19 protein-coding genes and 1 rRNA gene are annotated in these 21,541 nt (G+C 68.9%); 13 read left to right on the top strand and 7 right to left on the bottom strand.

All coding sequences use genetic code 11. From position 1 onward, the window contains the following. The first annotated feature begins 10 nt into the window (after positions 1 to 10). Positions 11 to 127 (top strand): 5S ribosomal RNA (gene rrf, locus ACN0TP_RS16260). Between the two features lie 112 nt (positions 128 to 239). Here rrf and ACN0TP_RS16255 read toward each other — a convergent pair. After that, positions 240 to 1,388 carry a hypothetical protein gene (locus ACN0TP_RS16255; RefSeq protein ID WP_417220649.1) on the bottom strand — a complete coding sequence of 383 codons (1,149 nt, stop codon included), beginning with the start codon at positions 1,386 to 1,388 and terminating at the stop codon, positions 240 to 242. A 12-nt stretch (positions 1,389 to 1,400) separates the two neighbouring features. Here ACN0TP_RS16255 and ACN0TP_RS16250 point away from each other — a divergent pair, with 12 nt between their 5' ends. The 10 genes from ACN0TP_RS16250 (at position 1,401) to ACN0TP_RS16205 (ending at position 11,181) form a co-directional block, all read left to right on the top strand. Next, positions 1,401 to 2,372: a hypothetical protein gene (locus ACN0TP_RS16250; protein WP_417220647.1), complete on the top strand. Its 972-nt coding sequence runs from the start codon at positions 1,401 to 1,403 to the stop codon at positions 2,370 to 2,372. A gap of 14 nt (positions 2,373 to 2,386) precedes the next feature. Beyond that, complete coding sequence (locus tag ACN0TP_RS16245) at positions 2,387 to 3,361, top strand: HAD-IIA family hydrolase (protein ID WP_417220646.1); 975 nt, start codon at positions 2,387 to 2,389, stop codon at positions 3,359 to 3,361. Positions 3,362 to 3,409: 48 nt separating this feature from the next. Further along, the gene (locus ACN0TP_RS16240) at positions 3,410 to 3,598 is read left to right on the top strand and encodes a hypothetical protein (RefSeq protein ID WP_417220644.1); all 189 of its coding nucleotides are present in this window, start codon (positions 3,410 to 3,412) and stop codon (positions 3,596 to 3,598) included. Next, the gene (locus ACN0TP_RS16235) at positions 3,595 to 4,392 is read left to right on the top strand and encodes a TlyA family RNA methyltransferase (RefSeq protein WP_417220642.1); all 798 of its coding nucleotides are present in this window, start codon (positions 3,595 to 3,597) and stop codon (positions 4,390 to 4,392) included. The genes ACN0TP_RS16240 and ACN0TP_RS16235 overlap by 4 nt, the downstream gene beginning before the upstream one ends. Positions 4,393 to 4,485: 93 nt before the next feature. Then, on the top strand, positions 4,486 to 5,496 hold the full coding sequence (locus ACN0TP_RS16230; RefSeq protein WP_417220641.1) for an NAD kinase: 1,011 nt from the start codon (positions 4,486 to 4,488) through the stop codon (positions 5,494 to 5,496). Then, the gene (gene recN / locus ACN0TP_RS16225) at positions 5,493 to 7,232 is read left to right on the top strand and encodes a DNA repair protein RecN (protein WP_417220639.1); all 1,740 of its coding nucleotides are present in this window, start codon (positions 5,493 to 5,495) and stop codon (positions 7,230 to 7,232) included. The genes ACN0TP_RS16230 and recN overlap by 4 nt, the downstream gene beginning before the upstream one ends. Positions 7,233 to 7,320: 88 nt before the next feature. Next, positions 7,321 to 9,009, top strand: a complete 1,689-nt coding sequence (locus ACN0TP_RS16220; protein WP_417220638.1) for a CTP synthase — start codon at positions 7,321 to 7,323, stop codon at positions 9,007 to 9,009. A 3-nt stretch (positions 9,010 to 9,012) separates the two neighbouring features. Further along, on the top strand, positions 9,013 to 9,678 hold the full coding sequence (locus tag ACN0TP_RS16215) for an NUDIX domain-containing protein (RefSeq protein WP_417220635.1): 666 nt from the start codon (positions 9,013 to 9,015) through the stop codon (positions 9,676 to 9,678). A 14-nt stretch (positions 9,679 to 9,692) separates the two neighbouring features. Continuing rightward, entirely contained in the window at positions 9,693 to 10,679 is a 987-nt protein-coding gene (xerD, locus tag ACN0TP_RS16210; RefSeq protein WP_417220633.1) for a site-specific tyrosine recombinase XerD, read from the top strand. After that, complete coding sequence (locus tag ACN0TP_RS16205) at positions 10,672 to 11,181, top strand: NUDIX domain-containing protein (RefSeq protein ID WP_417220632.1); 510 nt, start codon at positions 10,672 to 10,674, stop codon at positions 11,179 to 11,181. Before xerD ends, ACN0TP_RS16205 begins: the two co-directional genes overlap by 8 nt. A gap of 83 nt (positions 11,182 to 11,264) precedes the next feature. Here ACN0TP_RS16205 and ACN0TP_RS16200 read toward each other — a convergent pair whose 3' ends face one another. From ACN0TP_RS16200 to ACN0TP_RS16185, 4 genes are read right to left on the bottom strand one after another with little or no spacing between them, the layout of a single operon-like run. Next, positions 11,265 to 12,407 carry a bifunctional 2-methylcitrate synthase/citrate synthase gene (locus tag ACN0TP_RS16200; RefSeq protein WP_417220631.1) on the bottom strand — a complete coding sequence of 381 codons (1,143 nt, stop codon included), beginning with the start codon at positions 12,405 to 12,407 and terminating at the stop codon, positions 11,265 to 11,267. Then, positions 12,404 to 13,360 (bottom strand): methylisocitrate lyase, encoded by a 957-nt coding sequence (prpB, locus tag ACN0TP_RS16195; protein WP_417220629.1) that lies wholly within the window; start codon positions 13,358 to 13,360, stop codon positions 12,404 to 12,406. Before prpB ends, ACN0TP_RS16200 begins: the two co-directional genes overlap by 4 nt. Further along, positions 13,361 to 14,878, bottom strand: a complete 1,518-nt coding sequence (locus tag ACN0TP_RS16190) for an MmgE/PrpD family protein (protein WP_417220628.1) — start codon at positions 14,876 to 14,878, stop codon at positions 13,361 to 13,363. It lies immediately after the preceding gene. Continuing rightward, complete coding sequence (locus ACN0TP_RS16185) at positions 14,875 to 15,525, bottom strand: GntR family transcriptional regulator (RefSeq protein ID WP_417220626.1); 651 nt, start codon at positions 15,523 to 15,525, stop codon at positions 14,875 to 14,877. The genes ACN0TP_RS16190 and ACN0TP_RS16185 overlap by 4 nt, the downstream gene beginning before the upstream one ends. Before the next feature lie 158 nt (positions 15,526 to 15,683). Between ACN0TP_RS16185 and ACN0TP_RS16180 the strand changes: the two genes are divergently transcribed. After that, complete coding sequence (locus ACN0TP_RS16180; protein WP_417220624.1) at positions 15,684 to 17,579, top strand: AMP-binding protein; 1,896 nt, start codon at positions 15,684 to 15,686, stop codon at positions 17,577 to 17,579. A gap of 13 nt (positions 17,580 to 17,592) precedes the next feature. On the opposite strand, the gene ACN0TP_RS16175 is transcribed toward ACN0TP_RS16180, so the two are convergent. Together ACN0TP_RS16175 and ACN0TP_RS16170 are read right to left on the bottom strand one after the other, a co-directional pair. Next, on the bottom strand, positions 17,593 to 18,294 hold the full coding sequence (locus ACN0TP_RS16175) for a response regulator (protein ID WP_417220623.1): 702 nt from the start codon (positions 18,292 to 18,294) through the stop codon (positions 17,593 to 17,595). After that, on the bottom strand, positions 18,284 to 20,011 hold the full coding sequence (locus ACN0TP_RS16170; RefSeq protein ID WP_417220620.1) for an ATP-binding protein: 1,728 nt from the start codon (positions 20,009 to 20,011) through the stop codon (positions 18,284 to 18,286). The genes ACN0TP_RS16175 and ACN0TP_RS16170 overlap by 11 nt, the downstream gene beginning before the upstream one ends. Positions 20,012 to 20,149: 138 nt before the next feature. On the opposite strand from ACN0TP_RS16170, the gene ACN0TP_RS16165 reads away from it, so the two are divergent. Beyond that, entirely contained in the window at positions 20,150 to 21,511 is a 1,362-nt protein-coding gene (locus tag ACN0TP_RS16165; protein WP_417220619.1) for a cation:dicarboxylate symporter family transporter, read from the top strand. Positions 21,512 to 21,541: the final 30 nt, after the last annotated feature.

Below are 21,541 nucleotides of genomic sequence, written 5' to 3'. Positions count from 1 at the left end.
GTGGAAGAGTTACGGCGGTCATAGCGTGGGGGAAACGCCCGGTCCCATACCGAACCCGGAAGCTAAGACCCACTGCGCCGATGGTACTGCACTCGGGAGGGTGTGGGAGAGTAGGACGCCGCCGGACCATCTTTGAAGTTGAGGCCCTCAGCCCTTGGTTGAGGGCCTCAACTCGTTAACGCGCATTGCATTAGCGTTGGCGCATAGTCGACGCGGCAACGATGAATGTGTTGACTCGTCTAAGATTGAATGAGCTTAAGAAGCCCTCGGACTTTTCCGGGGCGCAAGAGATGTAACCCAGATGCGGCCCGGCCGGATCTCAGAGAGGAACGGCCACCGTGGCTGACGAACGCAACAATTTCCGGGGGCCGCGGGACGATAAGTCCAAGCGCACCGGATCGACTGACCGAAACCGTAACGACGGTGGCTTCCGTGGTGGAAGTGATCGTCGTGAAGGTGGTTACCAGGGCGGCAATGACCGCCGCGAGGGTGGCTACCGTGGGAAGCCCGAGCGTTCCGAAGGCGGTTTCCGCGGCGGCAATGATCGTCGTGAAGGCGGCTTCCGTGGGAAGCCCGAGCGTTCCGAGGGTGGTTACCGCGGTGGCAACGATCGCCGCGAGGGTGGTTTCCGCGGCGGCAATGATCGTCGTGAAGGCGGCTTCCGTGGGAAGCCCGAGCGTTCCGAGGGCGGTTTCCGCGGTGGCAACGATCGCCGCGAGGGCGGTTTCCGTGGTGGCAGTGATCGCCGTGAAGGTGGTTACCAGGGTGGTAACGATCGCCGCGAGGGCGGTTTCCGCGGCGGTAATGATCGCCGCGAGGGTGGCTTCCGTGGGAAGCCCGAGCGTTCCGAAGGCGGTTTCCGTGGTGGCAGTGATCGCCGTGAAGGTGGTTACCAGGGTGGTAACGATCGCCGCGAGGGGGGTTTCCGCGGCGGTAATGATCGCCGCGAGGGCGGTTTCCGCGGCGGTAATGATCGCCGCGAGGGTGGCTTCCGTGGGAAGCCCGAGCGTTCCGAGGGTGGTTTCCGTGGCGGCAATGATCGCCGTGAAGGTGGTTTCCGCGGTGGCAATGATCGTCGTGAAGGTGGCTTCCGTGGGAAGCCCGAGCGTTCCGAGGGTGGTTTCCGTGGCGGCAATGATCGTCGTGAAGGTGGCTTCCGTGGGAAGCCTGAGCGTTCCGAGGGCGGTTACCGTGGTGGTAACGACCGTCGTGAAGGTGGCTACCAGGGCGGCGGTGACCGTCGTGAGGGCGGCTTCCGTGGGAAGCCCCAGCGCAATGATGGTTCGTTCCGTGGCAGCGCCTCCAGCCGGCCGCCTCGGGAGCTGAACCGCGGGGACGATACCCGCCGCAATTTCCCCGGGCTGGATGAGGGGGAGCGCCCCGCGCACAACCCTGCCGACTTGCGCGTTTCGAATCGCGCTGACCGGCCGCGCTCACCCGAGATCGACCCGGACGTCACGGGCAAGGAACTCGATCGCATCACCCGCGCCGAGCTGCGCTACCTGGACGAGAAGAACTTCGATTGGGTGGCCAAGCACCTGGTCATGGCCGGTCGACTGATCGATATCGATCCCGATGTCGCCTACGAGCACGCCATGGCTGCCAGCCGCCGCGGCGGACGTGTCGCCGTGGTGCGTGAGGCGGTAGGACTGACCGCATATACAGCCGGCAACTATGCCGAAGCGCTGCGGGAATTCCGTACCTTCCGTCGCATCAGCGGGTCGAACATCCACCTGCCGGTCATGGCCGACTGCGAACGCGGTCTGGGCAAGCCGGAGAAGGCGCTCGAGACGGCGCACAGCGACGAAGCGGAAACCCTCGACACCCCGGGCCGCGTCGAGATGGCTATTGTCGCCTCTGGCGCACAATCGGATCTGGGCAACCGCGAGGCTGCCCTGGCCGAGCTGCAGATCCCGCAGCTGGACATCAACCGGGCCTTCTCGTTCAGCCCGCGGCTGTTCGAGGCCTACGCCATCGCGCTTGAGGCGTTGGGGAAGAACGGCGAGGCAGAGCTCTGGCGTCGTCAGATTTCCCTGGCCGAGCGGGCCCTGGGCGTCGGCGAATTCTCCGATCCGGACATCATGGATCTGGGCGAGGACGACGACGAAGACGAGGATGCCCCCAGCGGCCGGCCGCGCGCCCGGGACCTGGTCAACGACGCCGGCACGGAGCCCGCCGAGGGGCAGGCCGGGGCTGATTCCGAAACTGATGAGTCGGAGTCGGAGCCCGATCACGACGCCGAAGCGGCCGAGGAGCCGGCAGAAGCCGTTGTCACCACCGAGGACGTACCCGGTGGATCCAATGACGACAGCGAATCGGCGACCGACGGCGATGCGGATGCCGTTTCGGACCCGTTCGACCCGGAAAAGTAGGAGCGGGCTCCACCATGCTGATTTCCGCCTTCGACGCCGTCCTCTCCGACTTGGACGGCGTCGTCTACGCCGGCCCGGACGCCATTTCCGGGGCCCCCGAGGCCCTGGGGCGTCTGGCCGGCGTCGGCGTTGAGCTGGCATACATCACCAACAATGCCTCCCGCTCCCCGGACGTCGTCGCCCGGCATATCCGCCAGCTCGGGGCACCGGCCAGCGCCGGCAACGTGTTCGGTTCGGCCGATGCCGGCGCCGACCTGCTGGCGGAGCGGATACCCGCGAAGAGCAAGGTCCTCGTGGTGGGTAGTGCCTACCTCCGGGACTGCGTCGTCGCCCGCGGCCTGGCCCTCGCAGAGTCGGCCGACGAGTCGCCGGCTGCCGTCATCCAGGGATTCGATCCGGAGGTCAACTGGCGGGACCTGGCCGAGGCGGCCCATGCCGTGAACGGCGGGGCGATCTGGGTGGCGACGAACACCGACATGACCATTCCGCGGGCCCGCGGCATCGCCCCGGGAAACGGGTCACTGGTGCAGGCCGTCTCCACGGCTACGGGAACCACGCCGGTGGTGGCGGGCAAACCCGAGCCGCGGCTCTTCCAGATCGCCGCCGAACAACTCGAGGCCTCCCGGCCACTGGTCATCGGGGATCGCCTGGATACCGACATCCTCGGAGGCAACCGTGCCGGCTTCGCCACCGCCGTCGTCCTCACCGGAGTCGACGACGCCGCGTCGGTCCTGGGGGCGCCAGCCGACCAGCGCCCGCGGTACCTCCTGGCGACGCTGGCAGAACTCTTCTCCGACTATCCCGTGGTGCGCGCCACCGGCAAGCAGATCGTCTGCGGAAGTGCACGTGCCGCGGTCGTCGAGGGGATCATCTCTGTGACCGGCGAACGCGGTGACCTTGATGCCTGGCGGGCCGCCTGCTGCGCCTGGTGGTACGCCAATCCCCGCACCGCGGAGCGCACGACGCCGGAGATCAACTTCAGCTCGTAGCCCACCACGCGGCATGATCGCCGCGGCATCACAGCGAGGAGGAACATCGTGGACCACCAGCAGCAGCCCCAAGACCACCAGCCCGGAACCGAATCCACCGGTGATGCGGCAGTGGACGCACAGCTTGAGGCGCTCGATGCGCTTGACCAGCTGCCCGTCTCCGAACACCAGGACGTGTACGCGGCGCTCCACGCTGGATTGCGCCAGGTCCTCGACGAGGAACCCACGGACGCATGAGCAGGCTGGACCAGGAACTCGTCGCACGCGGGCTGGCCCGCTCGCGGACCCATGCCGCCAAGCTCATCGCCGACGGGCGGGTCAGCGTCGACGGCAGCGCGACCGCCCGGGCCTCAAAACAGGTGGGCCCCGCCCAGCAGCTGGTGGTAGCGGCGGGCACCGGGGTGGAATTCGTCAGCCGGGCCGGGCACAAGCTGGCCGGTGCGTTGGACGTGTTCACTGACATCGACGTGTCCGGGAGGCGCTGTCTGGACGCCGGTGCCTCCACCGGCGGATTCACCGACGTGCTGCTGCGTCGGGGTGCCGCAGAGGTGGTCGCCGTCGATGTCGGACACGGCCAACTGGTGGAGTCGATCCGCACCGATCCCCGCGTCGTGGTGCACGAGGGGATGAACGTTCGCCACCTGGACGCCGAGATGATCGGCGGCCCGGTCGATCTGGTGGTGGCCGATCTGTCCTTCATCTCCCTGCGCCTGGTGGTCGGCGCCCTGGCCGGCGTCACCCGGGCCTCCGGGGACCTGGTCCTGATGGTCAAGCCCCAGTTCGAGGTGGGCCGGGACAACCTCGCACGCACCGGCGTCGTCGGCAGCGCTCAGCTGCGCCGCTCCGCCGTGGCCGGTGTGGTGCGGGCGGCCGCCGAAGCCGGCCTGGAGCTGGCGGGGCTGGCCCGCAGCCCGCTGCCCGGGCAGGACGGAAACGTCGAATTCTTCCTGCGCCTGCGGGCCGGGGGAGCCCCCGGCTACCCACAAGCTGACCTCTCCGCCTCCGAATGGGCCGATGTTGACTATTCTTGAAGATGATCCGGTTCGCCCGTTGGGTCCGTGTCAGGCACGGCGATCGAACATACCTTCGTCTACGGTGAAGTAGGTCCACTAGGGAAGGAACGCATGAGACGAATACTGGTTCTGGCGCACACCGGACGGGAAGACGCCCTCCGCGCAGCGCTGGACACCTGCCTTCGGCTGCGCGATTCCGGGCTGGTCCCCGTCATGCGCCGCGAAGAGGTGCGCAACCTGCGCAACGCCCCCGACGGCCGCAGCATCGAAGTGCAGATCCTGGACGAGGACGTCTCCTTGAGCGACATCGACCTGGGCATGGTCCTGGGCGGGGACGGCACGGTGCTGCGTGCCGCCGAAATGGTGCGCGACTCGGCGGTTCCCCTGCTGGGCGTGAACCTGGGCCACGTCGGGTTCCTGGCCGAAAGCGAACGGGCCGACCTGCGCCAAACCGTCGACTGGGTCGTGAACCGGCACTACGTCGTCGAGGAGCGCATGGCCATCGACGTCCAGGTCTGGCTGGGCAACCGCCGCATCGCACACACCTGGGCGCTGAACGAGGCAGCCGTGGAGAAGGCCAACCGCGAACGCATGATCGAGGTCGTCATGGAGGTCGACGGGCGCCCCATCAGCACCTTCGGCTGCGACGGAATGGTCATGGCCACCCCCACCGGCTCCACGGCCTACGCCTTTTCGGCGGGAGGGCCCGTCGTATGGCCCGGGGTCGAGGCCCTGATCATGGTGCCCATCTCCGCCCACGCCCTCTTCGCCAAGCCCCTGGTCGTGGCCCCGACCTCCACCATGGCCATTGAACTGCTCTCGCGCACCGACGCCCAGGGAGTGCTGTGGTGCGACGGACGCCGCACGCTTGACCTGCCCCCCGGTGCCCGCGTCGAGGTCACCCGCTCCTCCAAACCCGTCCGCCTGGCCCGGGTGAACCGCACCCCGTTCAGCGAGCGGCTGGTGCGCAAGTTCGAACTGCCCACCAGCGGCTGGCGCGGCCCCGTCTCGGAGGTCCACCGGGGGACCGAGACGTCGGCGCTGCCGATCGTCAGTCCACCGCTGCAGGTCGTCGAACCCCGCCACTACCAGCCGCGTCCCGAAACGGAGCAGCACCCATGATCGAGGAGATCCGGATATCGGACCTCGGCGTCATCACGCGGGCCACCCTGGAGCTGGACCCGGGCTTCACGGTGGTGACCGGCGAAACCGGTGCCGGCAAGACCATGGTCGTCACGGCCTTGGGCCTGCTGCTGGGCAACCGGGCCGATGCCGGCGCGGTCCGCCACGGCGCCAAGCAGGCTGTCGCCGAGGCGACGCTGAACCTTCCCTCCGGCAGTCCAGCGCTGGCCCGCGCCGAGGACAGCGGGGCGATCATCGAGGAGCACGACGGCGGTGCCGAGTTGATCCTGGCCCGCATCCTCAGCGCCGAGGGGCGCAGCCGGGCCGCCGTCGGCGGGACCTCGGCGCCCGTGGGACTGCTCTCCGAGCTCGGAAACCACCTGGTCGCCGTGCATGGCCAGAGCGACCAGCTGCGCCTGCGCAGCGCCATCGCCCAACGCGAATCACTGGACAAGTTCGGCGGCCGCGAACTGGCCGACGCGCTCCGTGCCTACCAGGAGACCTTCGACACCTGGCAGGCCGTGGCCACCGAACTGGAGGAGATCACCTCGGCGGCGCGTGAACGCGTCAGGGAAGCAGAGTCGCTGCAGGTCGCACTGGAGGAGATCGACGCCGTCGACCCCCGGCCCGGCGAAGACGACGAACTGAAGATCGAGGCACAGAAACTGGCCAACGTCGAGGGACTGCGTTCCGCGGCGGTGACCGCCCACGGTGCCCTGACCGGAGACGAGTTCAGCGAGGAGCCCAACGCCGTCGGCCTGGTTGACGTGGCCAAGCGCGCACTCGAGATGGTCGCCGATGACGACCCCGAACTGCAGGCCCTGGGCGCCCGGGTCAACGAGATCGGCATCCTCGTGGCCGATGTGAGCATGGAATTGGGCAGCTACCTGGCGCGGCTGGACGGCGACGGCCCCGGCCGGTTGGCCGAGGTCGAGGAACGCCGGGCGGCGTTGAACCAGCTCATCCGCAAATACGCCCCGACCATCGACGAGGTCATCAGCTGGACGCAGACGGCCCGGCAACGCCATATGGACCTCCAGGACGACTCAGGGCGCATCGAGGCCCTCACGGCCCAGCTGGGCGGCCTGCGGGACCGGCTCGGCGAACAGGCCAGGACGTTGAGCGCCCTGCGCGTGGCGGCGGCGGAACGGCTCTCGGAACGCGTCAGCGCGGAACTGGCGGCGTTGGCCATGCCGGATGCGCGCTTCGTGGTGGAGGTCGGCACGCTCGAGGAGCCGGCCCGCCACGGCGCGGACAGCATCGCGATGCTGCTCCAACCCCATGCCGGCAGTGCACCGCGGCCGCTGGGCAAGGGCGCCTCCGGCGGCGAGCTGTCCCGGGTGATGCTGGCCATCGAAGTCGTGCTGGCCGAAACGGATCCCGTGCCGACCTTCGTGTTCGACGAGGTCGATTCAGGGGTCGGCGGCAAGGCGGCGGTGGAGATCGGCAAGCGGCTGGCCATGCTCGCCCGGCATGTCCAGGTGATCGTGGTGACCCACCTGCCGCAGGTCGCCGCCTACGCCCAACGCCACATCCGGGTCATCAAGAACTCCGACGCCCAGGCACGCGAAGGAGCCGGTTTCACAGCCAGCGACGTCGTGACCCTCGACGACGCCGACCGTGTCCGTGAGTTGGCTCGCATGCTGGCCGGCCAGGAACATTCCGACACGGCCCAGGCCCATGCCGAGGAACTGCTCGAAGGAGCTCGCCAGGCCCTGTCGGGGCTGGCAACCTAGGTGGTGCCGGGCCGTGACCGCGCCGTCGGAGACGACGGCACCGGCACGGTTCGGGCAGTAGAGTGGCCACAACCCGTCCGGCAAATAGATGATAGGCTCGAATTCCGTGGTGCAGCGAACAAATTCCAAGTCCCGGTCCGAAACTACCAAGCAGATCTTTGTCACCGGCGGTGTGGCCTCGTCCCTGGGGAAGGGACTGACGGCCTCCAGCCTCGGTCACCTTCTGCGGGCCCGTGGTCTCACGGTGACGATGCAAAAACTGGATCCCTATCTGAATGTGGATCCCGGCACGATGAACCCCTTCCAGCACGGCGAGGTCTTCGTGACCGACGACGGCTCGGAAACCGACCTCGACATCGGCCACTACGAGCGCTTCCTGGATGAGAACCTGGACGGCTCGGCCAACGTGACGACCGGCCAGGTCTACTCCCGGGTCATCGAGAAGGAACGCCGCGGCGACTACCTGGGCGACACCGTCCAGGTCATCCCGCATATCACCGACGAGATCAAGCGCCGGATGCGCCTGCCCTCCGAATCGGAGAACGCCCCCGATGTCATCATCACCGAAATCGGCGGAACCGTCGGCGACATCGAATCGCAGCCGTTCCTGGAATCGGCACGCCAGGTCCGCCAGGACGTCGGACGCGGCAACGTGTTCTTCGTCCACGTCTCCCTGGTCCCCTACATCGGGCCCTCGCACGAGCTGAAGACCAAGCCGACCCAGCACTCCGTGGCGGCACTGCGCTCCATCGGCATCCAGCCGGACGCCCTGGTGATCCGCTCGGACCGGGAGATCCCCGATGAGATGCGCGAAAAGCTCGGCCGGACCTGCGACGTCGACCCCGAGGCGGTCATCAACTGCGCCGATGCCCCGAGCATCTACGACATCCCGGTCATCATCCACGACCAGGGCCTGGACGCACACATCGTGCAGTCGCTGGGCCTGAAGTTCAAGGACGTGGACTGGACCCAGTGGACCCGTCTGCTGCATGCGGTTCACCACCCCGACCATGAGCTCGAGGTCGCGCTGGTCGGCAAGTACATCGACCTGCCCGACGCCTACCTCTCGGTCACCGAGGCCCTGCGGGCCGGTGGATTCGCGAACGAGACCCGGGTCTCGATCCGGTGGGTCCCCTCCGACGATTGCGCCACCGAGGCCGGGGCGAAGAAGGCCCTGCAGGGCGTGGACGCGATCTGCGTTCCGGGCGGCTTCGGGATCCGCGGCCTGGACGGCAAGCTCGGCGCCCTGAAATTCGCCCGGGAAACCGGCCTGCCAACGCTGGGCCTGTGCCTGGGCCTGCAGTCGATGGTCATCGAGTACGCCCGCAACGTGGCAGGCCTGGACGATGCCTCGTCCACCGAGTTCGAGCCGGACTCCCAGAACCCGGTCATCGCCACGATGGCCGAGCAGGAGGACATCGTCGCCGGCAAGGGGGACTTGGGCGGCACCATGCGCCTGGGCCTCTACGATGCAACCCTCACCGAGGGGAGCGTCGTGGCGCAGACCTATGGCACCACCCAGGTCGCCGAACGCCACCGCCACCGCTACGAGGTCAACAACGCCTACCGTGCCCAGCTCCAAGAGGCCGGACTGGTCTTCTCCGGTACCTCTCCGGATGGCAAGCTCGTCGAGTTCGTCGAGCTCCCCGCAGCGAAGCACCCGTACTACGTCTCCACCCAGGCGCACCCGGAGCTCAGCTCGCGCCCGACCCGCCCGCACCCGCTCTTCGCGGGACTGATCAAGGCGGGGCTGGAACACCAGAAGGCCGGACGGTAGTCCATGGGACACCACGGTCACCACGGCGCCGCGCTGGGCGATGAGCCCAGTGCGCGCCGTGTGATCCACTCCGAGTCGGTGTACACCGGGAGGATCTGGGACGTCGTCCAGGACACCTTCGAGTTGTCCGACGGCGCCGAGCCGCTCGTGCGCGACTACATCGACCACCCCGGAGCCGTCGCGATCCTGGTGATGGACGAGGAGGACCGGGTCCTGCTGGTGCGCCAGTACCGCCACCCGGTGGGCATGGCGCTATGGGAGATCCCCGCAGGCCTGCTCGATATCGCCGGCGAGGACCCACTCGACGCCGCAGCCCGTGAACTGGCCGAAGAGGCCGATCTGCGGGCGGGGCGCTGGGCGGTGCTGGCGGAGATCTTCAACACCCCCGGCTCCTCCAGCGAGGCGTTGCGCATCTACCTGGCCCGCGATCCGCAGGCCGTCCCCGAGCACGAGCGCTTCGAACGCACCGAAGAGGAAGCGGAGATGCAGTGGGCCTGGGTTCCGCTGCAGGAAGCCGTACAGGCCGTCCTGGCCGGACGCATCCACAACGTGTCCGCCGTCGCCGGGGTGCTGGCCGCCGCGGCGGCCCGGGCCAACGGGTTCAGCGATCTGCGTCCCGCCGACACCCCCTGGAATGCGCACCCCCGTTTCCGGGCGTCCGGGGGATAGGCAGCGGTGAGCGCATGTCCACTGCAGTGACACCGGATCCCCCCTCCACCCGGGACCGGGAGGTCCCCCGGGAGCTGGCGCGGCAGCTGGCCGGCTACCTCCAGCATGTCGCCGTCGAACGGGGCATGGCCCCCAACACGGTCGCCGCCTATCGGCGGGACCTGCAACGCTACGCGCAGTTCCTGGCGGCCCGCGACGTCACCACGGCCACCGGCATCACCCGCCACCACCTCACCGCCTTCGCGCAGTCCCTGCGCGACGGCTCCGACGGGGGCGCAGCCCTCAGCGCCCGCTCCGCCGCCCGCTGCATCGTTGCAGTGCGCGGCCTGCACCGGTTCTGGGCCCTCGAGGGGGTCACCACCGACAATCCGGCAGCCGACCTGCACCCGCCGGCTGCCGGGCAACGCCTGCCCAAGGCCATCAGCATCGACGAGGTCACCGCACTGCTGGAATCAGTGCCCACCGATACCAACGCCGGAATCCGCGATCGGGCCCTGCTCGAATTCCTCTATTCCACCGGGGCGCGCATCAGCGAAGCCGTCGGGCTCGATGTCGATGACCTGCATCTGGAACGACCGGCCGACGGACCGGCCGTCGTCCGCTTGTTCGGCAAGGGCTCCAAGGAACGCATCGTGCCGCTGGGATCCTATGCGGCCACCGCGCTTCAGGCCTATCTGGTCCGGGGCCGTCCGGGCATGGCAGCCAAGGGCCAGGGGACCCCGGCACTGTTCCTGAACCTGCGCGGCGGGCGGTTGAGCCGGCAGTCCGCCTGGTCGGTGCTCAAGGCAGCCGCTGCCCGTTCGGGCATTGACAAGGACGTCTCCCCGCATACGCTGCGCCACTCCTTCGCCACCCACCTGCTCGAGGGCGGTGCCGACGTCCGCGTCGTCCAGGAGCTGCTGGGCCATGCCTCGGTGACCACCACGCAGGTGTACACCATGCTCAATGCGCAGACCCTGCGCGAGGTCTACGCCTCCGCGCATCCCCGGGCCCGTGGCTGAGCCAGCCGATACCGGGACCCGGGCCACCGCCGTCGTGCTGTGCCTGCTCCAACGCGGGCCGGCCCCGCGCCGGGAGGTGCTGCTGGGATGCAAGCTGCGGGGGTTCGGCCAGGGAAAGTTCGTGCTGCCCGGCGGAAAACTGGAACCGGGGGAGTCGGCGGCCGAGGCCGCGGCCCGGGAACTGGCCGAGGAAACCGGCCTGGCCGCCGCCCCGGAGGCCCTGCAGGACATCGCGACCATCCGCTTCACGTTCCCCGCGAGCCCGGCCTCTGACATGCACTGCACGGTGTTCCGGGTCGCGGATTTCAGCGGCACGCCCCGCAGGACCGCCGAACTCTCCCCGGCCTGGCATCCGGTGGACCAGCTGCCCACGGCACGCATGTGGGATGATTCCCCGCGCTGGCTCATCCCGCTGCTGCGCGGCGCGGAACTGGACGCCGAGGTCGTGCTCGCCGATGACAACCTGGCAGTAGCCAGCTACCGCGCGATACAGCGTCCATGAACGCGGGCCCCTGAACGCCAACGGCGCCCCCGGCCGAAGCCGTGGACGCCGTTGCCGCCTCACCGGGCCGGGCCCGGAGCGGGTCAGAGTTCGCGCTGCTGCGGACCGTTGTAGGCCGAGAGCGGGCGGATCAGCGAGTTGTTGGCGCGCTGCTCCATGATGTGCGCCGTCCAACCGGAAATCCGCGAGGCGATGAACAGCGGGGTGAACATCTGGGTGTCGAAGCCCATCAGGTGGTACGTCGGGCCGGCCGGGTAGTCCAGGTTCGGCTTGATGTTCTTCGCCTCGGCCATGGCCGTCTCGAGCCCGTCGTACAGCCCCAGGATCTCGTCGCGGCCGAAGTGCTTGATCATCGCATCCAGGGCACCCTTCATGGTGGGCACGCGGGAGTCGCCGTTCTTGTAGACGCGGTGGCCGAAGCCCATGACCTTCTTCTTTGCGGCCAGTGCCTCCTCCATCCACGTCTTGGCGCGGGCCGCGGCATCCTCGCGGGATTCGTCAGTGCGGATGCCGATCTCCTCGAACGTGTGCATGACCGCCTCGTTCGCGCCGCCGTGCAACGGGCCCTTCAGGGCGCCGATGGCCCCGACCACTGCCGAGTGCAGGTCGGACAGGGTCGAGGTGATGACGCGGGCGGTGAATGTGGAGGCGTTGAAGGAGTGCTCGGCGTAGAGCACCATCGACACGCGGAAGGCATCGACGACCTCGGGGGCGGCTTCCTCGCCGTGGGTCATCCACAGGAAGTTCTGCGAGTAGTCCAGGTCATCACGCGGTGCCACGGGCTCCTGCTTGCGGCGGCGGCGCTGGTCGTAGGCGACGATCGCCGGGAAGCGGGCCAGCAGCGACTTGGCCTTCTCCAGTTCCGCCTCCGGGGAGGAGTCCTCGGCCAGCCGATGGTTGGCGCCGAGCACCGAGACGGCGGTCCGGGCGACATCCATGGGGTGGCAGTCCAGCGGCAGCAGGTCCACCGCGGCCTTCACGTTGTCCTCCAACGCGCGGTTGGCCCGCTCGTAGGCCACGAATTCCTCCAGCTCCCCGGCGGTGGGCAGCTCGCCGGTCCACAAGAGCAGCGCCACTTCCTCGAAGCTCCTGGAGGCGGCGAGGTCCTGGACCGGGTAGCCGCGGTAGAGCAGCGAATTGGTGTCGGAGTTGACCATGGACACGGCGGTGTAGTCGACGACGACGCCGGCCAGGCCCTTCTTGATCTCGGTCTCGTTCTCGCTCATGATTGGTGCTCCTTTGAACCCGTTGCCAGGTGTGCGTTGTTGCCGTCGATGTCGAGGCCGGGGACCTGGAAGTTGAAGATCCCGGTGTCGAAGCGGTTGTAGGCCTCGTAGTCCACCAGATCATACAACCGGGCCCGCGTCAGCATCTGCGGGACCTGGCTTTGCTGGGTGCCGTCGGCGGCGATCGCCTCCAGCACCCGCTCGGCGGCCCCCATGGCGCTGCGCAGCAGGGTCACCGGGTAGATCACCAGCGCGACGCCGGCATCGGCCAGGGCCTGGCGGGTGAAGAGCTCGGACTTGCCGAACTCGGTCATGTTGGCCAGCACCGGGACGTCGACGGCACTGCAGACGGCCTCGAATTCGGAGACGTCGCGCATGGCCTCGGGGAAGATGGCGTCGGCCCCGGCGTCCACGAGCGCCTTGGCCCGGTCGATGGCGGCGTCGAGCCCGTCGACCGCCCGGATGTCGGTGCGCGCCATGATCAGGAAGTTCGGATCCCGGCGGGCATCGGCGGCCGCGGCAATGCGCTTGAGCATGGTGTCCAGGTCCACGACGTTCTTGCCGTCGAGGTGCCCGCACCGCTTGGGGTTGAACTGGTCCTCGATATGGCATCCGGCCAGTCCCGCGTTCTCCAGCTCCTGGATGGTGCGGGCCACGTTCATCGGTTCGCCGAAGCCGGTGTCCGCGTCGACGATGGCCGGCAGGTCGGTCATCCGGGCAATCTGTCCGGCGCGGGTGGCGACCTCGGTCAGGGTCGTGAGCCCGATGTCGGGCAGGCCGAGGTCGTTGGCGAGCACCGCACCGGAGATGTAGACGCCGTCGAACCCCTTTTCGCCGATCAGGCGGGCCGAGAGCGGGTTGAAGGCACCGGGGAACTGGCGTGCGGTGCCCGGGACCAGCAGCTCGCGCAGGGAGCGGCGCTTGGCCTCGGGGGTGGTGGTCGAATACAACATCTAGAACAGTCCCTTCGGTGCGGCGGCCGTGTCGATGACGCCCGGTGCGGCGATGATGTTCAGCTGGTCCAGTTCCCCGGTGGCCAGCTCGGGCAGGCGTTCCGCCGCGGCGATGAAGCGGTCGATCTCCTCGGGGGCGACCAGGCCCTGGGCCAGGGTGCGGAACTTGTTGATGTACTGCTCGCGGGCGAAGGGGCGGGCACCGAGCGGGTGGGCGTCGGCGACGGCGATCTCGTCGGTGATGACCGTGCCGTCCTTCAGGGTGATCTCCACGGAACCGCCGAAGGCCTTCTCGGCGATGTCCAGCGAGTGGTAGCGCCGGGTCCATTCGGCGTCCTCCTCGGTGGTGACCTTGTGCCACAGCTCCACGGTGTCGGCGCGGCCGGCCCGCTCGGGGGAGTAGGAATCCACGTGGTGCCAGGACCCGTCCTGCAGGGCCACGGTGAAGATGTAGGGAATGGAGTGGTCCAGCGTTTCGCGCGAAGCGGTGGGATCGTACTTCTGCGGGTCGTTGGCGCCGGAGCCGATGACGAAGTGGGTGTGGTGGCTGGTCTTGATGCGCACGCTTTGGACGTTGGCCGGGTCGGTGGCCTCGGGGTGCTCGCCGTGCAGCTTGCGGGCCAGGTCGATCCACGCCTGGGCCTGGTATTCGGCCGAGTGCTCCTTGGTGTAGGTGTCCAGGATGGCCCGCTTGGCCTCACCGGGCTCCGGGAGCGGGACCTCGTAGGAGGCCTCGGGGCCATCGAGCATCCAGGCGATGACGCCGTCCTCGCCCTCGTAGATCGGCACGGGGGAGGTCTGTCCGCGCATGGCGCGGTCGGCGGCCTCGACGGCCATCTTGCCGGCGAAGGCCGGGGCGTGCGCCTTCCAGGTGGAGATCTCGCCCTTGCGCGACTGGCGCGTTGCGGTGGTGGTGTGCAGTCCCTGGCCGACGGCCTGGAAGATGGTTTCGACGTCCAGGCCCAGCAGGGTCCCGATGCCGGCGGCGGCTGAGGGGCCCAGGTGGGCGACGTGGTCGATCTTGTGGGCGTGCAGGCAGATGGCCTTCACCAGGTCCACCTGGATCTCGTAGCCGGTGGCGATGGCGCGCACCAGGTCGGCGCCGGAGGCCCCGGTGTGCTGGGCGACGGCGAGGATCGGGGGGATGTTGTCTCCCGGGTGCGAGTACTCGGCGGCCAGGAACGTGTCGTGGTAGTCCAGTTCGCGCACGGCCACCCCGTTGGCCCAGGCCGCCCACTCGGGGGAGACCTTTTCGGTGATGCCGAAGACCGAGGCCCCGGAGCCGCCGGAGCTCGGGGCGTGGGTGAGGGCCTGGGAGCGGGCGGCGACGATGGGCCCGCGGTTCAGCGACGCGATGGCCACTGAGGCGTTGTCGATCACGCGGTTGACCACCATGTCGGTGACCTCGGCGGAGACCTCCACGGGGTCGGCGGCAACGGTGGCGATCTTGTGGGCGAGCTGCTCCTCGCGGGGGAGGTTTTCCTCGGAGCGGTAGACGCGGACGTGGTGGTTGATCATGCGGTGGCCTCTTTCGGTAGGGCGTGGCTGCTGATGTGGTCAAGGCTGTTGTGCAGGTGGAGCAGGGTGGCCGCCGCTGCGAGGCCGGGATCCCCGGAGGCGATGGCCCGGGCCAGCTGGGCGTGTTCCCTGGCGGAGGCGCGCAGCCGCTGCGGATCGTCGTGCGAGAGCCGGCGCAGCCGGGCGAGGTGGACGCGCAACCCCGTGAGCGCCTGGCGGAGGTACGGGTTGGCGGCGGTCTCGTCGATGGCCTCATCCAATTCGCCGGCCAGCAGGTAGTAGGCATTGCGGTCAGCGGTGGCATCGAGGGTGGCCGCCGCGTCGTCGAAGCGCTCCGCCAGGTGGAGGAAACGCGAAGGGTGCCCGGCCCGGGCGGCGCTGCGGGCCGCCTCGGTCTCCAGGGCCCGGCGCAGGGAGAACAGGTCGTCGACGTGGTCCAGGGACACATCGGAGACGACGACGCCGCGTCCGCGCTGGGCGACGGCGAGGCCCTCGGCGGTGAGCCGGGACAGGGCCTCGCGCAGCGGGGTGCGCGAAACGCCCAGGCGCTCGGACTGCTCGACTTCGCCCAGCACGGTGCCCGGGGGCAGGGCCCACGAGACGATGTCCCGTCGCAGCGCCGTGTAGGCCTTGTCGCTTGCCTTCATGCCATCAGTGTATACAGAAGCCGATGGCCGATGCCAGACCACCCCGAAAATCGGGCAGGTACGTCGAAATACTCAGATTTATGTATACAAACTGCTTGAGGGATCGTGACCTGGACCATAGAGTGGCCCTGTACTTGCCCGACGAAGTGGGAGTGGCCATGACAGCGCAATACCGAGAAGCCTACGCAGCCAGCACCGAGGACCCCGCCGGGTTCTGGCTCGACGCCGCGCGCCTGGTGCAATGGAGCGCCGAGCCGACGCGCGGGATCGACGACTCCCGGGCACCGTTGTACGGGTGGTACCCCGACGGGCGGATGAACATCACGGTCAACGCCCTGGACCGGCATGTGGCCGCCGGCCGTGGCGACCAGAGGGCACTTCTCTACGATTCGGCGGTGCTGGGCATCCAGCGCAGCTACACCTACTCCGAGCTGCTGGACGAGGTCTCCCGCTTCGCCGGGGTCCTGCGGGATCTCGGGGTGGGGACCGGGGACCGGGTCATCGTGTACCTGCCGATGATCCCGCAGGCAGCGATCGCCATGCTGGCCTGCGCCCGGATCGGCGCGGTGCACTCGGTGGTCTTCGGGGGATTCGCCGCGAAGGAACTGGCTGCCCGGATCAACGATTGCCGGCCGAAGGCGATCGTCACCGCCACCGGTGGGGTGGAACCGGCCCGCAGGGTCGAGTACCTGCCAGCGGTGGCCGAGGCGGTGACGACCGCCTCGCACCAGGTGGACACCGTCGTCGTGCATCACCGCGACGGCTTCGAACACGACCGCTCCGAATTCGGCGGGTCGGCCGCGGGCTGGCATGACTGGGACGAGCTGGCCGCCGGGGCCGAACCGGCAGGAGCCGTCGACCTGGCGGCCGGGGACCCGCTCTACGTGCTCTACACCTCCGGGACCACCGGTTCGCCCAAGGGAGTGGTCCGCGACATCGGCGGGTACGCGGTGGCCATGGCCTGGTCGATGCGCAACATCTACGGGGTCCTTCCCGGGGACACCATGTTCACCGCGTCGGACGTCGGCTGGGTCGTGGGCCATTCCTACATCGTCTACGGGCCGCTGATCGCTGGGGCGACGACGGTGCTCTACGAGGGCAAGCCCGTGGGGACCCCCGACGCCGGAGCCTTCTGGCGGGTGGTGGCCGAGCACGACGTCGATGTCATGTTCACTGCCCCGACGGCGTTGCGCGCCATCCGCAAGGCAGACCCCGAGGCCGGATTGCTGGCCGGGTACGACACCTCGTCGTTGCGGGCCCTGTTCGTCGCCGGCGAGCGCCTGGATCCGGACACCTTCGACTGGGCCGGCCGGGTGCTCGGGGTTCCGGTGGTGGACAACTGGTGGCAGACCGAAACCGGTTGGCCGATCGCCGCCAACCCGTTGGGACTGCAGGCCCTGCCGATCAAGGCGGGATCCCCCACCGTCCCGGTGCCGGGTTACCACGTGAGGATCCTGGACGGGCTCGGCGAACCGGTGGGTGCGGGGGAGGAGGGGAACATCGCCCTGGAGCTGCCGCTGCCGCCCGGGACGCTGCGGACCCTGTGGGGCAATGACGAGCGCTATCGCAGCGCCTACCTTGAGCAGTTCCCCGGCTACTACGCCACCGGCGACTCCGGCTACCTGGACGAGGACGGCTACCTGTTCGTCATGGGCCGCACCGACGACGTGATCAACGTGGCAGGGCACCGGCTCTCCACCGGGGCGATCGAACAGGTGCTCGGATCCCACCCCGCAGTGGCCGAATGCGCCGTCATCGGCGTCGCCGACGAACTCAAGGGCCAGCGGGCCTGCGGGTTCGTGGTGTTGAAGTCAGGCGTCGAGACGACGGCCGAGCAGCTCGGTGCCGAACTCGTGGCCTCGGTGCGCGAGACGATCGGAGCGGTGGCCGACTTCCGCCAGGTCAGGGTCGTCGAGGGCCTGCCCAAGACCCGGTCGGGCAAGATCCTGCGCAAGACCATGCGCCAGATCGCCGACGGCAAGGCCTACTCAGTGCCCTCCACGATCGAGGACCCCGCGGTGCTGGAGGCCCTGGTGCCGTTCCTGCGGCTCTGACCCGGACGGGGACCTACCGCCAGCGGTATTCGTACTCGGGCCGCCCGGGCGTCCCATGCCGCGGGGTCTTCACCGCCTGGTCTTGCCCCGCCAGGTACTCCAGGTAGCGCCGGGCCGTCACCCGGGAGAGTTCCAGCCGCTCTGCCACCTCGGTGGCCGAGAGGGCGTCCCCGGTATCGCGCAGTTCGCTGGAGATCGCCGCCAGGGTCGCCTCGAGCAGCCCCTTGGGCAAACGGGACTGCCCCACGGTGCGCAGCGCCGCCAACGCGCTGTCGATCGTGGCCTGGGTGGCGGTGCCGCCGTCGTCGGCCAGGTTGAGCCGGAACCTGCGGTGGTTCTCCAGCTTCTCGCGGAAGACCGCGAAGGTGAACGGCTTGATCAGGTACTGGCTCACCCCGGCGGCCAACGCCGATTTCACCACGTACAGGTCCCGCACCGCGGTGATCGCCATGATGTCCACCGGGTGGCCGCGGCCGCGGAGCCGCCGGGCGACATCGAGCCCGTGCAGGTCCGCCAGGTTCATGTCCAGCAGGACCAGGTCCACCGGGACCCCGCTGGTGGCCGCCTCGTCCAGCCGGGCCAGGGCCTCGCCGCCGGTGGCCACGACGGCGTCGACGGCATAGCCGGGCACCCGCCGCACGTAGTCGGCGTGGGCCTGGGCGGTGAGTGGCTCGTCGTCGACGATCAGCACGCGCAGATCACGTTCAGCGGCCATGGGGTGCTCCTGACGGGTCGGCGCCGGGCAGCTGGGGCAGCAGCGGCAGCGTGACGGTGAAGATCGCCCCACCGTCGGATTCAACGTCGAGCGTACCGTCCAGCCGCGCCACCGCCTGCCGCACCAGGGCCAGGCCCAGGCCCCGCCCGCCCGCGGGCCCTCCGGTCTTGGACGAACCCCCCAACCGGAAGATCTCCTCCAGGTGTTCGGTGTCCACCCCGGGGCCGGAATCGGCGACGGAGATGATCAGCACCCCGTCGGCGGCCGAGAAGTCAGCCCACACGCTGCGCAGCTCCGAGGTGGCCGCGGCGTCGAATGCGTTGTCCAGCAGGTTCCCGGTCACGGTGACCAGGTCGCGGGCATCCAGGGACCCGGGGGGCAGCTCGCCGCTGGCCGTCATGGTCAGCCGGATCCCGCGTTCGTGGGCCTGGGCTGCCTTGCCGATCATCAGGGCTGTCAGGAACGGCTCGTCGATGGACTGCACGAACTCATCGGTCAGCCGCTGGGACTCCTGCCGGTCCTGGACCGCGAAGTCCAGCGCCTCGCGCTCGCGGCCCAGCTCGATCATCGTCGCCACGGTGTGCAGCCGGTTGGCATGTTCGTGGGTTTGCGCGCGCAACGCCTCGGAGAGGGTCTTCATCGATTCCAGTTCGCCGGTGAGCGCCTGCAGCTCGGTATGGTCACGCAGCGTTGCCACCGTGCCCAGATAGGCAGAGGCCGCCCGGGCGTTGGAGGCCCCGCGGCGCAGGGCCGGCGCCCAACGGAACGGGAAGCGGGCCGTGGGGCCGGTGTCCGGCTGGGCGGCGCGCTGCTGGCTGATCACCAGTATGCGGTCCCGCGTCAGGTGGATCTCATCGGCGGCGCGGCGACCCGAGGCAAAGAGTTCCGCCACGGTCTCCGGCAGTCCCAGCGACGCCACCGGTGCCGGCTTCAACGCCCCGGCCGGCGGCAGGCCCAACAGGTCGGCCGCCTGGTCGTTGTAGAGCACCAGCCGGGCCTTCTCGTCGACCAGCACCAGCCCCTCGCGCAGCGAATGCAACGCCGAGTCGTAGTAGGCGAACAGGCTCCGCAACTCCTCCGGCCCGAAACCCAGGGTCACCCGGCGCAGGTAGCGGCTGAGCATCCAGGACCCGATGCCCCCGAGCACGACGGCGCCGAACGCCACCCAGAGGATCGCCGGCAGGGCCGCCGCCTGGGTCAGCGACAGGGTCTGGAGGGTGACGCCGACGGCGACCATGGCCACCACCGTTCCGCCGTCGTCGAAGACGGGGGCGATGGCGCGCACCGAGGGCCCCAGGGTCCCGACGTACTCCTCGATCTGGCTGTGTCCGGCCAGCGCGCTGTCGATGCTGCCGATGTAGTGCCGTCCCAGTTCCCGCGGATTGGGGTGCGTGTAGCGGGTCCTGTCCGGGGCCATGATGGTCACGAAATCCACCGGCGCCATCGCGGTGATCTTCCGGGCGTAGGGCTGCAACCGGGCGGAGGGGTCGGAGGAGACCACCGCCTGGACCACGAACGGGTCGTTGGCCAGGGTCTCGGCGATGCTCAGCACCCGGGCGCCCGTGGCCTCTTGGGCGCGGGACTGCGCCGTGGCGTAGCTGGTCATGCTCAGGGCCGCAGTCACCAGGGCGACCAGCAGCAGCTGGGCGAGGAACAATCGGGTGGCCAGCGAATAGGTGCCGCGCGGCGCCGTCGCCGGATGTGCCCTCGCTGCCATGGCGGTCCTCCTCGGAATCCAAAGGACAGTTTCCCACGGCGGAACCCGGTGTGAACAATATGAACGCAAGCGTGAGCGTGGTCACGTCGAAGCCCACCATGGAGTGGAAGCAGAACCTGAACACCACAAGGAGTCGACATGGCAACGAGGCCTGGAGAAAACGAACCCGCCTTGGGCGGCACGACGGCGGCAACCCCGCCACAGCGCAAGAAGGACAGGACCCACTGGCTGTACATCATGGTCATCATCGCCGTCGTCCTCGGCGCGGCGATCGGCCTGGTCTTCCCCGAGGTCGGCAAATCGCTCAAACCGCTGGGCACGGCCTTCGTCGCCCTGATCAAGATGATCATCGCCCCGGTGATCTTCTGCACCATCGTCCTGGGCGTCGGCTCCGTGGCCCGTGCCGCGACCGTCGGCAAGGTCGGTGGCCTGGCACTGGCCTACTTCATCATCATGTCGACCTTCGCGCTGGCGATCGGCCTGGTCGTGGGCAACCTGATCCACCCCGGCGCGGGCCTGCACCTGCAGCCCTACAAGGCGGCGGCCGGCGGCAGTGAAGGCGGCATGGTCGAGTTCCTGATGAGCCTGATCCCCGGGGACATCCCGGTGCTGCCGACCCTGGTTCTGGCCTTGCTCGTCGGGTTCGCGCTGCAGTCCATGGGCAAGGCCGGCGAGCCGGTCCTGCACGGGATCCAGAACATCCAGGCGGTGGTCTTCAAGCTGATGATGATGATCATGTGGGCGGCCCCCATCGGCGCCTTCGGTGCCATCGCCGCCGTCGTCGGCGCCACCGGCTGGGCGGCCATCGGATCCATGGCCATCCTCATGGGTTCCTTCTACCTGACCTGCGCGCTGTTCATCGTGGTCGTCCTGGGCGGCATCCTCAAGGCAGTGACCGGCCTGAACATCTTCGCGCTGCTGAAGTACCTGGCCCGCGAATACCTGCTGATCTTCTCGACGTCGTCCTCGGAGTCGGCGCTGCCGCGGCTGATCGCCAAGATGGAACACGCAGGGGTCTCCAAGCCCGTCGTGGGCATCACCGTGCCGACCGGCTACTCCTTCAACCTCGATGGCACCGCCATCTACCTGACGATGGCCTCGCTGTTCGTCTCCACCGCCATGGGCATGCCGATGAACCTCGGCGAGCAGATCTCCCTGCTGGTCTTCATGATCATCGCCTCCAAGGGTGCCGCAGGCGTCACCGGTGCCGGCCTGGCCACGCTGGCAGCGGGCCTGCAGTCCCACCGCCCGGAGCTGCTCGATGGCATGGGAGTGATCGTGGGCATCGACAAGTTCATGTCCGAGTGCCGCGCCCTGACCAACTTCACCGGCAACGCCGTCGCCACCTTGCTGATCGGCAAGTGGACGCGTGAGATCGACATGGAGCAGACCCGGGCCGTGCTGTCCGGCCAGCGCCCCTTCGACGAACTCTCGCTGGAGCCCGATGCCCATGCCGCTGCACCGGCCACCGAGGTCCCCGAGGCGGCGGCCCTCCGGTAGCACCTGAACCGGCGGGGCCCCGTCCCCTCC

Origin of the sequence: Arthrobacter sp., assembly GCF_048266065.1 — a bacterium.
Classification (GTDB): domain Bacteria; phylum Actinomycetota; class Actinomycetes; order Actinomycetales; family Micrococcaceae; genus Arthrobacter_H.
The sequence above is the reverse complement of the archived record's forward strand: the minus strand, read 5'-3'. Positions and strand labels throughout refer to the sequence as shown.

Bases quoted from the DNA above. Each gene is read 5' to 3' on its own strand.
- ACN0TP_RS16180 (WP_417220624.1), top strand. From the start codon at position 15,684: ATGACAGCGCAATACCGAGAAGCCTACGCAGCCAGCACCGAGGACCCC.
- ACN0TP_RS16235 (WP_417220642.1), top strand. From the start codon at position 3,595: ATGAGCAGGCTGGACCAGGAACTCGTCGCACGCGGGCTGGCCCGCTCG.
- ACN0TP_RS16245 (WP_417220646.1), top strand. From the start codon at position 2,387: ATGCTGATTTCCGCCTTCGACGCCGTCCTCTCCGACTTGGACGGCGTC.
- ACN0TP_RS16230 (WP_417220641.1), top strand. From the start codon at position 4,486: ATGAGACGAATACTGGTTCTGGCGCACACCGGACGGGAAGACGCCCTC.
- ACN0TP_RS16165 (WP_417220619.1), top strand. From the start codon at position 20,150: ATGGCAACGAGGCCTGGAGAAAACGAACCCGCCTTGGGCGGCACGACG.
- ACN0TP_RS16215 (WP_417220635.1), top strand. From the start codon at position 9,013: ATGGGACACCACGGTCACCACGGCGCCGCGCTGGGCGATGAGCCCAGT.
- prpB (WP_417220629.1), bottom strand. From the start codon at position 13,360: ATGTTGTATTCGACCACCACCCCCGAGGCCAAGCGCCGCTCCCTGCGC.
- ACN0TP_RS16190 (WP_417220628.1), bottom strand. From the start codon at position 14,878: ATGATCAACCACCACGTCCGCGTCTACCGCTCCGAGGAAAACCTCCCC.
- ACN0TP_RS16175 (WP_417220623.1), bottom strand. From the start codon at position 18,294: ATGGCCGCTGAACGTGATCTGCGCGTGCTGATCGTCGACGACGAGCCA.
- ACN0TP_RS16220 (WP_417220638.1), top strand. From the start codon at position 7,321: ATGATAGGCTCGAATTCCGTGGTGCAGCGAACAAATTCCAAGTCCCGG.
- ACN0TP_RS16185 (WP_417220626.1), bottom strand. From the start codon at position 15,525: ATGAAGGCAAGCGACAAGGCCTACACGGCGCTGCGACGGGACATCGTC.
- ACN0TP_RS16200 (WP_417220631.1), bottom strand. From the start codon at position 12,407: ATGAGCGAGAACGAGACCGAGATCAAGAAGGGCCTGGCCGGCGTCGTC.
- recN (WP_417220639.1), top strand. From the start codon at position 5,493: ATGATCGAGGAGATCCGGATATCGGACCTCGGCGTCATCACGCGGGCC.
- xerD (WP_417220633.1), top strand. From the start codon at position 9,693: ATGTCCACTGCAGTGACACCGGATCCCCCCTCCACCCGGGACCGGGAG.
- ACN0TP_RS16170 (WP_417220620.1), bottom strand. From the start codon at position 20,011: ATGGCAGCGAGGGCACATCCGGCGACGGCGCCGCGCGGCACCTATTCG.